We start from the raw sequence: 13,851 nt of genomic DNA on the forward strand, positions 1-13,851 counted from the left end.
CGAGGAGAGCCAGACATGCCGTCCCCCGATGGAACGCTGCACGCCATCACCGCCAACCGCCTGCGGGACGGCGTCGTCGTCTTTCTCGGCGCCGCCGGGGCTTGGGTGGAGTCCTTCGCCGACGCCGCCCTGCTGACCGAGGCCGAGGCCACGACGGCGCTCGCCGCCGCCAAGGCCCAGGCCGAGCGCGACCAGTTCGGCGTCGATCTCTACGCCTTTGAGGTGGAGAGCGAAAACGGCGCGGCCCTGCCGGTGAAGATGCGCGAACGCATCCGCACGCTTGGCCCGTCGGTCCGCCTTGATCTTGGCAAGCAGGCGGCGGCCTGAGGCTGCGGCCTTAGAGACCCCGCCCTTCGCGCCTTTGCCCGCCCACGCCCTTGGGAACCGTGACATGAACCACATCGCGCCCGGCGCCCGCGCCGGGATCTATCATTACGACGAGATCGACCGCCGTTTCGTCGGCGAACGCGTCGAGCAGTTCCGCCGCCAAGTCGAACGCCGCCTGTCCGGCGAGCTGACGGAGGAGGAGTTCAAGCCGATCCGGCTGATGAACGGCCTCTATCTCCAGCTTCACGCCTACATGCTGCGCATCGCCGTCCCCTATGGGGTGATGAGCGCGGTTCAGCTCCGCAAGCTGGCCGAGATCGGGCGGACCTACGACAAGGGCTACGGCCATTTTACCACGCGCCAGAACCTGCAATACAACTGGATCAAGCTGGAAGACACCCCGGCGATCCTGAACGCGCTGGCCGACGTGGACATGCACGCGCTGCAAACCAGCGGCAATTGCGTGCGCAACGTCACCACCGACCAATTCGTCGGCGCCGCCAAGGACGAGGTGGTGGACGGGCGCGTCTACGCCGAAATCCTGCGGCAATGGACGTCGCTGCACCCGGAATTCACCTATCTGCCGCGCAAGTTCAAGATCGCCATCTCCGGCGCCGCGAGCGACCGCGCCGCCGTGCGCGTCCACGACGTCGGCCTGCTGGCCCGGCGGAACGAGGCGGGCGAGGCGGGCTTCACCTTCTACGTCGGCGGCGGTCTGGGGCGCTCGCCCTTCATCGGCAAGCTGGTGCGCGAGTGGGTGGCGGAGGAGGATTTCGTCGCCTATCTGGAAGCCATCCTGCGCGTCTACAACCAGTATGGCCGTCGCGACAACATCTACAAGGCGCGCATCAAGATCCTGGTGCACGAGCTTGGCCTTGAAAAGTTCAAGGCGGAGGTCGAGGAGGAGTTCGCCCGGCTGCGCGGCCCGAAATACCGCTTGGACCCGGCCATCGTCGCCGAAATCCGCACGCATTTCGCCCCGCCGCCCTTTGAGGATCTGCCGGAGACCTCCAGCGCGCTGGAGCGCGCCAAGGCGGAAAACCCCGCCTTCGCCAATTGGGTGGCGGTGAACGTCGCCGAGCACAAGGCGCCGGGCTACGCCATCGCCACCATCTCGCTGAAGCCGCCCGGCGGCATCCCCGGCGACGCCAGTTGCGACCAGATGGACGTGATCGCCGATCTGGCCGAGCAATACAGCTTTGGCGAGCTGCGCGTCAGCCACGTCCAGAACATCGTGCTGGCCCACGTCAAGCAGGATGAGCTGTACGCGCTGTGGCAAAAGCTCGACGCCGTCAACCTCGGCACGGCGAACGCCGGGCTGATTGGCGACATCATCGCCTGCCCTGGTCTGGATTACTGCGCGCTGGCCAACGCCCGCGCCATCCCGCTGGCCCAGGCGATTTCCGCCCGCTTCGCCGACCCGCTGCGCCAGCGGACCATCGGCGAGCTGGGGATCAAGATCAGCGGCTGCATCAACGCCTGCGGCCACCATCACGTCGCCGCCATCGGCATTCTCGGCGTCGACAAGAAGGGCACGGAGTTCTACCAGATCACCGTCGGCGGCGACCCGACCCTGACCACGGCCATCGGCGACATCCTCGGCCCGGCGGTGACGGAGCATGAGGCGGTGGACGCCATCGAAGCCATCGTCGAGGTCTATCTCGCCAACCGAACCGGCGAGAGCGAGCGTTTCCTCGACACGCTGGCCCGCGTCGGCCACGGCCCGTTCAAGGAGAGAATCTATGCCGCTGATTGAGAATGGCCGCATCGGCGAAGACGCCTGGAGCTTCATCCCGGACGGGGAGCCGGTCCCGAACGACCGCCCGGTCATCATCAGCTTTGAACGCTGGCAGGCCGAACGCGCCAGCTTCGACGGTCGCAACGCCAAGCTGGGCGTGCGGCTGAAAGGCGGCACGCTGGCTGGGGCCATCGCCCCCGACCTCGACCGCTTCGCGCTGGTGGCGGTGGAGTTCCCGAAATTCCGCGACGGGCGTGGTTTCTCCACCGCGCGCGAGTTGCGGGAGCGGTATGGCTACGCGGGCGAGATCCGCGCGGTCGGCCATGTGATCCCCGACCAGTACCAGTTCCTGGTCCGCACCGGCTTCACCTCGGTCGAGGCGCCGGAAGGGACCAACCCGGAGAGCTGGGCCAACGCCCTGACGGAAATCACCATCGCCTTCCAACCCAGCATCGACGACACCCAACCCCTGTCGCTGCTGCGCCGCAAGCTGGGCGTCGCCGGGTAAAAGCCAGGGTTATCGCATTTGGCGTCAAATCTCCCTCTCCCGCTCCGGGAGAGGGAAGGGGCCTGCCGCGAAGCGGCGGGAAGGGTGAGGGGTGATCCAAGGAGCCATGCGGTTTTGGACTCTTGGGCCACCCCTCACCCTCCCCACTCCGTGGGTCCCCTCCCTCTCCCGGAACGGGAGAGGGAGATTCAACGCCACATGCGATAAAACCCTGAAGTAAAGGCTTCCCCCTGTTTCCCTGTCCCGCCACGGCGGCCACGGCAAACAGGGGGAAGCCCGCAGTGGTTTAAGAGACGTCCGTCATCAGCGCCGTCGGGAAACCGGCGTCGCGCATGCGGACCATCAAGGCTTGGACGTGGCTCTGGTCGCGGGTTTCCAGCACGACGTCCACCTCGGCCATCTTCACCGGCACATTGTGGAACAGGCGCTGGTGATAGACCTCGACGATGTTGGCCCCGGCCTCGCCCAGCAGGCGGGTGACGCGGGCCAGCGCGCCGGGGGCGTCGGTGATGCCGATGCGCAGGCGGACGATCCGCCCCTCATAGACCAGGCCGCGCATCAACACCTGCGCCAGGATGCGCGAATCGATGTTGCCGCCGGAAATGACGATACCAACCTTGCGCCCGGCGAAGCGCGCCGGGTTGTCCAGCACGGCGGCCAGACCGGCGCCGCCCGCCCCCTCGGCCACCAGCTTTTGCATGGTGGACAGGCGATAGACCGCCTCCTCCAACCGGGTTTCGCCAACCTCGATCACGTCGTCCACCAGGGCGCGGACGATGGGCAGGGTGATGCCGCCGGGGGCCTTCACCGCGATGCCCTCGGCGATGGTGGCCCCGCCGCAAACGATGGGCTGTCCGGCCAGCGCCTGCGCCATCGCCGGGTAGAGCGCGCATTGAACGCCGATGATCTGGATCGCCGGATTCAGCGCCTTGGCCGCCGTCGCCATGCCCGCGATCAGGCCGCCGCCGCCGATGGGAATCACCAGCGTGTCGAGATCGGGAATTTCGGCCAGAAACTCCAGCGCCGCCGTGCCTTGCCCGGCGGCGACGAAGGGATCGTCGTAGGGGTGGACGAAGGTCAAGCCCTGCCGCGCCGCCAGATCATGGGCGAAGGCGGCGGCGTCGCTCAGCGTGTCGCCGTGCAGCTCGACCTTGGCCCCCAGGCTTTCGGTGCGCTCCACCTTGGTGAAGGGGGTGAAGCTGGGCATGACGATGGTGGACCGGATGCCCAGACGGGTGGCGTGGCAGGCCACGGCCTGGGCGTGGTTGCCCGCCGACATGGCGATGACGCCCGCCGTCCGTTCCGCCGCGCCCAGCGACAACAGCTTGTTCAACGCCCCGCGCTCCTTGAAGGAGCCGGTGGCGTGTTGGCTTTCCAGTTTCAGGTGGATGCGGCACCCCGCCATGTCCCCCAGGCGGGTGGCCGAAACCACCGGAGTCCGCGACAGATGGCCTTCGATGCGCGCCGCTGCGGCGCGCACATCCTCCAAACCAATGGTCATTTTTGTTGTGTCCCGGTGTTGCGTGGTGTGAGTGTCAGCACCTCCGCCCCTGCCGCGATCAACGTGCCACGGTCGCCGGACAGACGCAACGAACCGCCGTCGCGCCAGATGGAAACAAGGTCGCCCCAGTGCGACGACAGCGGATTTCCCGATTGCCCGGTGGCGATTGTAAATCGGGAGTTGTCCAGGTCGGCCAGATCATACACCCCACGATAGCCAGCGCCGTGAACATGGGCGAAGGGCGCCGCAGAATCGCGCAGCCGGGTCGAACCGCGATTGACGGTGAAAAAGCCGCCGTCGGTTTCGATGGACAGATCGGTCAAGGATCCCAGGATCGGCAGCTTGCCGAGGATGCGGTGGCTGAGCGCCGCGCGGTGCTCGTCGCCCCAGCGCCAGCGGGCGGGGTTGCCGCCATGGCGCTTGGACAGATCCTCCAGCGCGGTGGTCAGCGCCTTGGCCACGATGTCGGCGCAGGTCTCGGTCTCCGGCGTCGTCACGTCGTCGCACCAGCGCGGGGCGGTGTTGAAGACATGGCGCAGGGTTTGCGGGCGCAATTCCCAATAGCTGGCGAAGTCGGGGCCGAGTTCGTCGGCGAAGACGGCGCGCGACAGCTCGCGCAACCACGCCTCGAAAATCAGCGGCTCGGGCCGGTCGCGCGCCATGGCGCCGTCCCAGCTCCGCAGCAGGGCGGCGGCGTCGGTGGCGATGCCCTTGGGCAGCGGGTATTTCAGCAGCTCGGGCAGGAAATCGCGGGCGGGCAGGGAGATGATGTCCATCTGCTGGCGCGCGACGTCGTCCACCGAATGGCGGCGGTCGCCCAGCATTTCGACGATGCGCTTGGCGCGCGAGGCGTCCGGCCAGTCGGTCGCCAGACGATAGGGGTAGTCGCGCCCGACGATGGCGTTGTTGGCGTTGACGAACTGGCCCGACGGCGGGTTGACCGCCTGGGGCAGGGTGTAGCTGGGCAGGAAGCCGCTCCAATCATACTCGCCGGTCCAACCCGGCACGGGAACCCGCCCGTCGCCCTTGCGGCGGATCGGCACACGACCGGGGGAGATGATCCCCACCTCGCCCGCGCGGTCGGCGTAGACGATGTTCTGCTGCGGGGCCACGTGCAGGCGGACGGCGTTGCGCACCGCCTCCGCGTCGTCGGCGTGATTCAGGCGGTACAGCGCCTCGGGCGAACGGTCGTCGCTGGCCAGTCCGGGAAAGGCCAGCGCCAGGACATGGCCCTCCGGCGGGGCGTCGCCAGCCTCCAGGCCGGAGACCACCGGGCCGTGCCGCGTCTCGCGCACAGTGAACGTCTCGTCGGCCTGTCCCTTGACGTGGATGGTCTCGCTGCGGCTGACGAAGGGCTTGGCGCCGTCGGGGGTGACGTAACGGCTGGGATCCTGCGGGTCGATCTTCTCGACGAAGATGTCCTGGGTGTCGCTGTGGGTGGTGGTGAAGCCCCAGGCGACCTTGCCGTTGTGGCCAAGGACATGCAGCGGCACGCCGGGAACCGTGGCCCCGGCGATGGTGAAATCGGGCGTGACGATGCGGGCGAGATACCAGAGGATCGGCGCCTCCAGCCCCAGATGCGGGTCGTTGGCGATGATCGGCTTGCCGGTGCTGGTGCGCGCGCCGGTCAAGGCCCATTCGTTCGACGCGGTGTCCGGGCCAAGGTCGGGCAGGGCGGCCAGCGTCCGGCGGACGCCCTCGCCCACATCCAAATCGCGCAGTTCGGCGGCCAGCGTCACCGGCGTGCCGGGCGGGTCGGCGGGGAACAGATCCTCGACCTGCTGCGGCGTCAGCCGCTTCAGCAGACGGGCGCGCAGCAGCTCGTCCCGGTAATTGCCGGACAGTTGCAGCGCCATCAGCTTGCCCCAGACCAGGGAATCGGCGGGCCGCCAGGGTTCGGGGTGGTGGCTGAGCAACTGAAACTCAATGGGCAGCGCCTCGCGGTGGCCGTCGAGGTAGCTGTTCACCCCCTCGGCGTAGGCGTCGAACGCCTCGCGGGCCTCGGGCGACAGACCGGCGCTCATCGCCTCGGCGGCGCGGTAAAGGCCGAGCGTGCGCATCAGCCGGTCGCTTTTCAGGGCGAAATCGCCGTAGCGGACGCCGACCAACTCGGCCAACCGCCCCGCGCCCAGACGGCGCATGGTCTCCATCTGCCACAGCCGGTCCTGGGCGTGGACATAGCCCAAGGCGCGGTAGGCGTCGCGCGGGGCGGCGGCGAAGATGTGCGGCACGCCGTTGCGGTCGCGCAAAACCTCGGCCTTGGCGTCCAGCCCGGTCAGGGCGACCTCGCCGCTGATCTGCGGCTGTTGGCCGCGCAGCCAGAGGAACCAGCCCCCCGCCGCCAGCGGCGGCAGGGCCAGCAAGACGGACAGCGCGATCCCGGCGCGGGCCAAAAGGCGGCGCGTTATGACAATCCGTTGAAGAAACATCACAATCCGTTCAACCCGAAGCGAAGGCCAACCATGATCGGGGCAGGTCATGGCGCGGGCAGACTTACGCCGTCACGCCCGGAATGTCGCGCCCGATTCGCCGCATCGCTGCGCTGCACGAGAGGTTTCTGGGATCGCCGGGCGCCGGTGTTCCAGCGACGGCCTCTTGTGCTACAGAGGGGCGGGGATGTTGTGCGGGAGGAACCACGCCGATGACCGGGCATTCCGCGCCGCCACGCCGCCTGATCGGGCGAATCCTGCGCCCGGTGGTGACGATCGCCGCGCTGCTCTATTTCGTCATCGACGCGCTGGTCTATTGGATCATCCGGCCCTTCGCGCGCTGGCTTGGCGGTCTGCCGATCTTCGCCGGCTTCGTGCACTGGGTGTCGGGGCTGGAACCTTATCCGGCGTTGATCGTCGTTCTGCTGCCGCTGGTGCTGTTGGAACCGGCCAAATGGGCTGGAGCGTGGCTGCTCGCCACCGGGCAACCCAGCACGGGGCTTGTGGTTCTGGTCGGGGCCGAGCTGCTGAAAATCACGCTAGTGGAGCGGTTGTTTCACATCACCCGCGACCGGCTGATGACCATCCCGTGGTTCGCCTGGATCTTCACCCGGCTGGTGCGCTGGCTGGAGCGGTTGAAGGCTCTGCCGCCCTGGCAAGCCGTGCGGCGGTTGGCCGGGCGGGTGAAGGATTTGGCGCGCGAGGCGGCGCGCGCCGTGCGCCTTTGGGTGCAGGGCTTGGGTTAAGCCGCCCCCGCCGCGTCCCACTCCGGCGTTTGCCACGTCAAACGAGTCTCTCCGACCGTCAATGGGGCCGCCGCGTCTTCCAGATCGGCCAGCCGCAGCAGGGCCAAAGCCTGGTTGTCCAGGCCGCTGCGGATCTCGCCGACCTCCTTGTCCCCCATCGTCACCACCGCGCCGGGGGCGGGCAGGGGGCCGTCGAGCGTCACCGGGAACAGCTTTTTCTTGATGAGCGCGCGGTATTTGGTCCGCGCCGTCAACTCCTGCCCCATGTAGCAGCCCTTGGACCAGGAAATGGCGTTCAGCGCGTCCAGGCGGTTTTCCAGGGGAATCGCCTTTTCCGGGACCATGTCGGCGCCGCCGTCCGGCACGCCGAGCGATAGGCGCAGGCGGTCATAATCGGCGACCTCGCGACGCTCCAGCCCGACCGCGTCCAGCGCCGCCAAGCCGTCGGCGGGCAGGTAAAGCCGCGCGCCCAAGGCGGACAGGCGCGGGTCGGTGACGGCGACTCCGCCGCCAAAGGGGCGGACGGCCCCGGCCTCCTCCGGCAAGCCCAACGCCGCCAGCGCGCCAGCGCCAAAGGCGACGACGACGCGCAACGAGTCGGCGCGATCCTCCAAGGCGATCTTGGAGCGCAGCTTGTACATTTTCAACCGGCGCAGCAGATCGGCCCGGCGTTCCATCTCCGGGTCGAGCAGCAACGCGCCGCCCGACTCGATCAGAAGGAAATCATGCAGGAACTTGCCCTGCGGCGTCAGGAACAGGGCGTAGGCGGCGCGATCCTCCCGCACCTGGGTCACGTCGTTGGAGACCAGCCCTTGCAGGAAGGCCGCGCGGTCCTCGCCCGCCACCGCCACCACGCCGCGCCGCTCCAGCACCGCGTACCCTGTCGCATTCGCCGCCATGATCGTCCTCGTTTCGTCGCGCTGTCCGGTCAAAGTTGGGTCAGCGGGTCGGGTCTGGCAAGGGCGCTTCGTTGCGTTGCGGGAAAGACGGGATGATTTATCCACCGGCGCCCGACGCCGCTCGAACGCGATCCACAGAGGGTGTATGCCATCAAGGCCGCTCCCGCGTCGGAGAACGCCTCATGATCCCGATCACCGTGACCGAAATCCCAAGCGTCAGCGCTCTGCGCGGGTCGCTCGCCCGCGCCAGCTTTTGGGATGCTTATGAGGCGCCCTTGCGGAACGGCTCGCTGTCGCCGACCGAAATCGCGTTGAAAAGCTTTGGCGCGACTCCGCCATGGGTGTCGTGGCTGATGGCGTTGCGCAACGGGTTGGTGCGGCTGGTCGGCTTGAAATCGGTTGGCGCGCTGGCGGTCAGGTCCGACAAACCGGCCTCGGCCTACCGGGTTGGCGACCGGCTGGGGATCTTCACCATCCAGGCGATCAGCGACGCCGAGATTTTGATGGGCATCGACGACCGCCATCTCGACGTCCGGGTGTCCATCGTCAAGCCGGAGGCGGGAGAGACGCCGCGCTACGTCGTGTCCACGGTGGTGCGGGTCCACAACGCGCTTGGTCGTCTCTACATGTTGCCGGTTGGCCGCATTCACCCGTTGATCGTCCGGGCGATGATGCGCCGGGCCGTCGTCTGAGCGGCTGTCTGACCACGCGGCGGGCAGCCGAGGTCCAGTGCTGCCGTTAAAATCAGCACATGCATTCGGATTGGGCGGTTGATCGGCTGTTGACGGGTGGCCCGCCCGCCGCGTTACTCTGTGCGACAGGGTGGCATGGCTTTGGCATTGCCGCTTGGCTCTTCACTTTTCGGGTCCGCGCCCCTTGGATTCCTCCCTTCCGACCGATCCGCCGCCGCCCCGTTTGGAGCTGCGCGGCATCACCAAGCGGTTTCCTGGCTGTCTGGCCAACGACCATGTCGATCTCGTCCTGCAACCGGGCGAGATCCACGCGCTGTTGGGGGAGAATGGGGCCGGAAAATCGACGCTGGTGAAGATGATCTACGGGGTGCTCCACCCCGATTCCGGGACGATTCTGTGGCAGGGACGGGAAACCCGCGTGCCGGATCCGGCGGGCGCGCGCCAGCTTGGCGTCGGCATGGTGTTTCAGCATTTCTCGCTGTTCGACACGCTGACCGTGACCGAGAACATCGCGTTGGGCCTGGAAAAGCCGGGGCCGATGGACGCGCTGGCCGCGAAGATCCGCAGCGTGTCGGAACGCTATGGGCTGGCGCTGGACCCCGAGCGCCACGTCTTCCATCTGTCGGTCGGCGAGCGGCAGCGGGTGGAGATCGTGCGCTGTCTGCTCCAAGACCCGAAGCTGCTGATTATGGACGAGCCGACCTCCGTCCTGACCCCGCAGGAGGCGACCAAGCTGTTCGAGACCCTGCGCCGTCTGGCGGCGGAGGGCTGCACGATCCTCTACATCTCGCACAAGCTGGAGGAAATCCGCGCCCTGTGCAGCCGCGCCACCGTGCTGCGCGGCGGTCGGGTGGTCGGCGCCTGCGACCCGCGCCTTGAGACGGCGCGCGGGCTGGCCGAACTGATGATCGGCAGCGAGCTGTCCAGCCCGGAACGCCCGCCGCAGGGCGCGGCGGGGGCGGCGCGGCTGTCGGTGCGCCATCTGTCCACCACGTCGGACAACCCGTTCGCCACCAACCTCAAGGACGTGTCGTTCGAGGTGCGGGCGGGCGAGATTCTGGGAATCGCCGGGGTGGCGGGCAACGGTCAGGCCGAGTTGATGGCGGCGCTGAGCGGGGAGGTTCTGGTCGCCGATCCGGCCTCCGTGGTCATCGAAGGGGCCAGGGCCGGGCATCTCGGCCCGCGCGCGCGCCGGGCGCTGGGGTTGGCGTTTGTGCCGGAAGAGCGGTTGGGGCGCGGTACGGTGCCGGAACTCAGCCTGTCGGACAACGCGCTGCTGTCGGGCTACGCCAGCGAAACCCTGGTGACGGGCGGCATGGTGCGTTTCGGGCGGGCGCGGGCCTACGCCGAAACCATCATCAAGGGCTTCAACGTCGTCACCCACGGCCACCGCGCCGAAGCGCGCTCGCTGTCCGGCGGCAATCTGCAAAAATTCATCATCGGTCGGGAAGTCCTGCAACGGCCCAAGCTGCTGATCGTCGGTCAACCGACCTGGGGCGTGGACGCGGGCGCGGCGGCGGCGATCCATCAGGCGTTGATCGGTCTGGCGCGCTCGGGCGCCGCCGTTCTGGTCATCAGCCAGGATCTGGACGAGCTGTTCGTGTTGAGCGACCGGATTTCCGTGCTGTTCCATGGGCGGCTGTCGGACAGCCGCCCCACCCACGAGACCAGCGTGGAACGGATCGGTTTGTTGATGGGCGGCCTGTTCGCCACGCCGCCGGACGAAGACGGGGAGATCGCGCGTGCGCTGTGACGTCGTGAAGGGATGCAACGCATGAGCCTCATCCGTCTGGAACCTCGTGGGCAGGCCTCGCAGGCCATGGTCTACGCCACGCCGCTGTTGGCGGTGCTGCTGACCTTGCTCAGCGGCTTTGTCCTGTTCCTGCTGCTCGGCTTTGATCCGATGAAGGCGCTGCACGCCTTTTTCGTCGATCCGGTGTCGTCCAAGCGCGGCATTGGCGAGTTGATCGTGAAGGCGACGCCGCTGACCCTGTGCGCCATCGGTCTGGCCATCGGCTTTCGCGCCAATGTCTGGAACATCGGGGCGGAGGGGCAATTGACCATGGGCGCCATCGTCGGCGGCGGTCTGGCGCTGGCCTTTTACGGCGAGGGCGGTTGGTGGCTGCTGCCGTTGATGGTGATCGGCGGGGCGGCAGGCGGCATGGCCTGGGCGGCGATTCCGGCCTATCTGCGGCTGCGCTTCAACGCCAGCGAGATTCTGACCAGCCTGATGCTGACCTATGTGGCGCTGCTGATGCTGAATTATCTGGTCCATGGGCCGTACCGCGATCCCGACGGCTTCGCCTTCCCCGAATCCCGGCTGTTCGAGGCTGACGCGGTGATGCCGATCCTGTGGGCGGGGACGCGCGTGCATCTCGGCGCGGCCTTGGCGCTGTTCGCGGTGGCGGCGGGCTGGGTGTTGATCGCCCGGACCTTCATCGGCTTTCAAATCAAGGTCATCGGTTTGACCCCGGCGGCGGCGGGCTACGCCGGGTTCGACCAGAAGCGCGTCGTCTGGCTGGTCCTGCTGCTGTCGGGCGGTCTGGCGGGGGTCGCCGGGATGGGCGAGGTCGCCGGTCCCATCGGGCAGATCACGCCGAACGTGTCGCCCGGCTATGGCTTCACCGCCATCATCGTCGCCTTTCTCGGGCGGCTGCACCCGGTCGGCATTCTGCTGGCGGCGCTGCTGATGGCGCTGTCCTTCATCGGCGGCGAGGCGGCGCAGATCGCCATGGGTTTGCCGAAGGCGATCACCGGGGTGTTCCAGGGGATGCTGCTGTTCTTTCTGTTGGCGAGCGACGTGCTGATTCGCTACCGGGTCCGATTCGGCGCGCGGAGGGCTGTGGCATGAACGCGGAATTGGCGTTGATCGGCCCGATCCTGGCGGCGATGTTCGCGGCGGCCACCCCGCTGCTTTTCGCCGCACTGGGCGAGCTGGTGGTGGAAAAGTCCGGCGTCCTCAATCTGGGGGTGGAGGGCATGATGCTGGTCGGGGCGGTCTGCGGCTTCGCCGTCACCGTGAAGACGGGTAGCGCGCCGCTGGGCTTTCTGGCGGCGGCGGGGGCGGGGGCGCTGACGGCGTCGCTGTTCGGGGCGCTGACGCTGGGGCTGCTGGCCAACCAGGTGGCGACCGGGCTGGCCTTGACCCTGTTCGGCGTCGGCCTGTCCTCGTTGATCGGGCAGGGCTTCGTCGGCATTCCGTTGCAGGGCATGCCCAAGCTGAACATTCCCGGCCTGTCCGACCTGCCGGTGGTCGGTCAGGCGCTGTTCGGGCAGGATGTTCTGGTTTATCTGGGCGTTCTGGCCGTGCCGCTGGTCCATCTGTTCCTTTACCGCACGCGCGCCGGTCTGGTGCTGCGCGCGGTGGGCGAGAACCACGCCGCCGCCCACGCCCTGGGCTACAAGGTCATCCGCATCCGCTTTCTGGCGGTGCTGTTCGGCGGCGCGATGAGCGGGCTGGGCGGGGCCTTCCTGTCGATGGACTACACGCCGATGTGGGCGGAGAACATGACGGCGGGGCGCGGCTGGATCGCGCTGGCGCTGGTGGTCTTCGCCACCTGGAAGCCGCATCGGGTCATGCTGGGGGCGTGGCTGTTCGGCGGCGTCACCATCGCCCAGCTTCATGTTCAGGGGTTGGGGTTCGACATCCCGTCACAGCTCTTGTCGATGCTGCCCTATCTGGCTACCGTTCTGGTCCTGGTGTTGATTTCGCGGGACGTCGCCCGCATCCGTCTCAACGCGCCGGCCTGTTTGGGCAAGCTGTTCCACCCGGACGCCTGACCCGACCGCGCGCTGTTTTTTCGCCGCAATCAGAAACCCGAAACCAAAAGAAACATGGAGCTTTGACGTGAACAGAAGGACGATGGGCAAGACTCTGCTGGGGCTGGCCGGGGCTGCTGTGGTCGCGCTGAGCGTCGGCGCGGCGGCGGCGCAGGACAAGCTGAAGGTCGGCTTCGTGTATGTCGGCCCGATCAGCGATCACGGCTACAGCTACCAGCACGATCAAGGCCGTCTGGCGGTTGAAAAGACGCTGGGCGACAAGGTGTCCACCACCTATGTCGAAAACGTCCCGGAGGGCGCCGACGCCGAGCGCGTGATCGAGCAGTTGGCCGCCAGCGGCCACAAGTTGATCTTCACCACCTCCTTCGGCTTCATGAACCCGACGTTGAAGGTGGCCCAGCGCTATCCCGACGTGAAGTTCGAGCACGCCACCGGCTACAAGCGCGCCGCCAACGTCGCCACCTACTCCGCGCGCTTCTACGAAGGCCGCACGGTGGTTGGCGCCATCGCGGGCAAGATGACCAAGTCGAACGTCATCGGCTACATCGGCTCCTTCCCGATTCCCGAGGTGGTCAGCGGCATCAACGCCTTCACCATCGCGCTCCGCGAGCAGAACCCGAAGGCCGAGGTCCGCGTCGTCTGGGTCAATTCCTGGTATGATCCGGGCAAGGAAGCCGAGGCCGCCAAGGCGTTGATCGACCAGGGCGCCGACGTCATCGTCCAGCACACCGACAGCCCGGCCCCGATCCAGACCGCGCAGGAGCGTGGCTTGTGGTCGGTCGGCCAATCGTCGGACATGACCCGCTTCGGGCCAAAATCGCACCTGACCGCCATCGTCGACGATTGGAACGGCTATTACGTCGACCGAGTCAAGGCGGTGCTGGACGGCACCTGGAAGGCCGTGGACACCTGGGGCGGCTTCAAGGACAAGATGCTGTTCCTGGCCCCTTACAACCCGGCGATCCCGGCGGACGTCGTGGCGCTGGCCGACACCATCAAAGCCGACATCATGTCGGGCAAGCGCCACTCCTTCCAGGGGCCGGTCAAGGACCAGTCGGGCAAGGTGGTGATCCCCGAAGGCAAGAGCGCGACCGACGAGCAGATCCTGAAAATGGATTGGTACGTCGAAGGCGTGCAGGGCAAGGTTCCTAAGTAAGCCTTTTGGCGCTGGCGGGCCGGAGGCGAATCTCCGGTTCCGCCGCCCAGCGGCGCGCATGATGGCGCGCAGGGG

At 67.5% G+C, this 13,851-nt stretch carries 12 protein-coding genes; 9 read left to right on the forward strand and 3 right to left on the reverse strand.

The genetic code is table 11. The features are described from left to right. Window positions 1–15: 15 nt before the first annotated feature. The 3 genes from D3877_RS02835 (at window position 16) to D3877_RS02845 (ending at window position 2,573) form a co-directional block, all read left to right on the forward strand. Window positions 16–327: a DUF2849 domain-containing protein gene (locus tag D3877_RS02835; protein ID WP_119829241.1), complete on the forward strand. Its 312-nt coding sequence runs from the start codon at window positions 16–18 to the stop codon at window positions 325–327. Between the two features lie 64 nt (window positions 328–391). Then, window positions 392–2,083 (forward strand): nitrite/sulfite reductase, encoded by a 1,692-nt coding sequence (locus D3877_RS02840; protein ID WP_119829242.1) that lies wholly within the window; start codon window positions 392–394, stop codon window positions 2,081–2,083. Further along, window positions 2,070–2,573 carry a DUF934 domain-containing protein gene (locus tag D3877_RS02845; RefSeq protein WP_119829243.1) on the forward strand — a complete coding sequence of 168 codons (504 nt, stop codon included), beginning with the start codon at window positions 2,070–2,072 and terminating at the stop codon, window positions 2,571–2,573. The genes D3877_RS02840 and D3877_RS02845 overlap by 14 nt, the downstream gene beginning before the upstream one ends. A 286-nt stretch (window positions 2,574–2,859) precedes the next feature. Here the strand turns inward: D3877_RS02845 and D3877_RS02855 are convergent, their stop codons facing one another. Beyond that, the gene (locus D3877_RS02855; protein WP_119829244.1) at window positions 2,860–4,074 is read right to left on the reverse strand and encodes a threonine ammonia-lyase; all 1,215 of its coding nucleotides are present in this window, start codon (window positions 4,072–4,074) and stop codon (window positions 2,860–2,862) included. Next, the gene (locus D3877_RS02860; protein ID WP_238474702.1) at window positions 4,071–6,467 is read right to left on the reverse strand and encodes a penicillin acylase family protein; all 2,397 of its coding nucleotides are present in this window, start codon (window positions 6,465–6,467) and stop codon (window positions 4,071–4,073) included. The genes D3877_RS02855 and D3877_RS02860 overlap by 4 nt, the downstream gene beginning before the upstream one ends. Before the next feature lie 248 nt (window positions 6,468–6,715). Here D3877_RS02860 and D3877_RS02865 point away from each other — a divergent pair, with 248 nt between their 5' ends. Further along, window positions 6,716–7,249 carry a hypothetical protein gene (locus tag D3877_RS02865; RefSeq protein ID WP_119829246.1) on the forward strand — a complete coding sequence of 178 codons (534 nt, stop codon included), beginning with the start codon at window positions 6,716–6,718 and terminating at the stop codon, window positions 7,247–7,249. Here the strand turns inward: D3877_RS02865 and ygfZ are convergent. After that, a complete protein-coding gene (ygfZ, locus tag D3877_RS02870; RefSeq protein WP_119829247.1) occupies window positions 7,246–8,148 on the reverse strand; it encodes a CAF17-like 4Fe-4S cluster assembly/insertion protein YgfZ in 903 nt (300 codons plus the stop codon). The two genes, D3877_RS02865 and ygfZ, sit on opposite strands and share 4 nt — an antisense overlap. A gap of 182 nt (window positions 8,149–8,330) precedes the next feature. Between ygfZ and D3877_RS02875 the strand changes: the two genes are divergently transcribed. From D3877_RS02875 to D3877_RS02895, 5 genes are all read left to right on the forward strand, one after another. Next, window positions 8,331–8,840 carry a DUF2867 domain-containing protein gene (locus D3877_RS02875; RefSeq protein WP_158599769.1) on the forward strand — a complete coding sequence of 170 codons (510 nt, stop codon included), beginning with the start codon at window positions 8,331–8,333 and terminating at the stop codon, window positions 8,838–8,840. Window positions 8,841–9,024: 184 nt separating this feature from the next. Then, the gene (locus tag D3877_RS02880; protein WP_119829249.1) at window positions 9,025–10,593 is read left to right on the forward strand and encodes an ABC transporter ATP-binding protein; all 1,569 of its coding nucleotides are present in this window, start codon (window positions 9,025–9,027) and stop codon (window positions 10,591–10,593) included. Between the two features lie 21 nt (window positions 10,594–10,614). Further along, window positions 10,615–11,691 (forward strand): ABC transporter permease, encoded by a 1,077-nt coding sequence (locus D3877_RS02885; protein WP_119829250.1) that lies wholly within the window; start codon window positions 10,615–10,617, stop codon window positions 11,689–11,691. Continuing rightward, the gene (locus tag D3877_RS02890) at window positions 11,688–12,620 is read left to right on the forward strand and encodes an ABC transporter permease (RefSeq protein WP_119829251.1); all 933 of its coding nucleotides are present in this window, start codon (window positions 11,688–11,690) and stop codon (window positions 12,618–12,620) included. Before D3877_RS02885 ends, D3877_RS02890 begins: the two co-directional genes overlap by 4 nt. 82 nt (window positions 12,621–12,702) lie before the next feature. Continuing rightward, window positions 12,703–13,776, forward strand: a complete 1,074-nt coding sequence (locus D3877_RS02895) for a BMP family ABC transporter substrate-binding protein (RefSeq protein WP_119829252.1) — start codon at window positions 12,703–12,705, stop codon at window positions 13,774–13,776. Window positions 13,777–13,851: the final 75 nt, after the last annotated feature.

The sequence above is a fragment of the Azospirillum cavernae genome (assembly GCF_003590795.1).
In the GTDB taxonomy this organism is placed as follows: domain Bacteria; phylum Pseudomonadota; class Alphaproteobacteria; order Azospirillales; family Azospirillaceae; genus Azospirillum; species Azospirillum cavernae.

Coding starts and splice junctions, on each gene's coding strand:
- D3877_RS02835 (WP_119829241.1), top strand. CDS start 16: ATGCCGTCCCCCGATGGAACGCTGCACGCCATCACCGCCAACCGCCTG.
- D3877_RS02840 (WP_119829242.1), top strand. CDS start 392: ATGAACCACATCGCGCCCGGCGCCCGCGCCGGGATCTATCATTACGAC.
- D3877_RS02845 (WP_119829243.1), top strand. CDS start 2,070: ATGCCGCTGATTGAGAATGGCCGCATCGGCGAAGACGCCTGGAGCTTC.
- D3877_RS02855 (WP_119829244.1), bottom strand. CDS start 4,074: ATGACCATTGGTTTGGAGGATGTGCGCGCCGCAGCGGCGCGCATCGAA.
- D3877_RS02865 (WP_119829246.1), top strand. CDS start 6,716: ATGACCGGGCATTCCGCGCCGCCACGCCGCCTGATCGGGCGAATCCTG.
- ygfZ (WP_119829247.1), bottom strand. CDS start 8,148: ATGGCGGCGAATGCGACAGGGTACGCGGTGCTGGAGCGGCGCGGCGTG.
- D3877_RS02875 (WP_158599769.1), top strand. CDS start 8,331: ATGATCCCGATCACCGTGACCGAAATCCCAAGCGTCAGCGCTCTGCGC.
- D3877_RS02885 (WP_119829250.1), top strand. CDS start 10,615: ATGAGCCTCATCCGTCTGGAACCTCGTGGGCAGGCCTCGCAGGCCATG.
- D3877_RS02890 (WP_119829251.1), top strand. CDS start 11,688: ATGAACGCGGAATTGGCGTTGATCGGCCCGATCCTGGCGGCGATGTTC.
- D3877_RS02895 (WP_119829252.1), top strand. CDS start 12,703: ATGGGCAAGACTCTGCTGGGGCTGGCCGGGGCTGCTGTGGTCGCGCTG.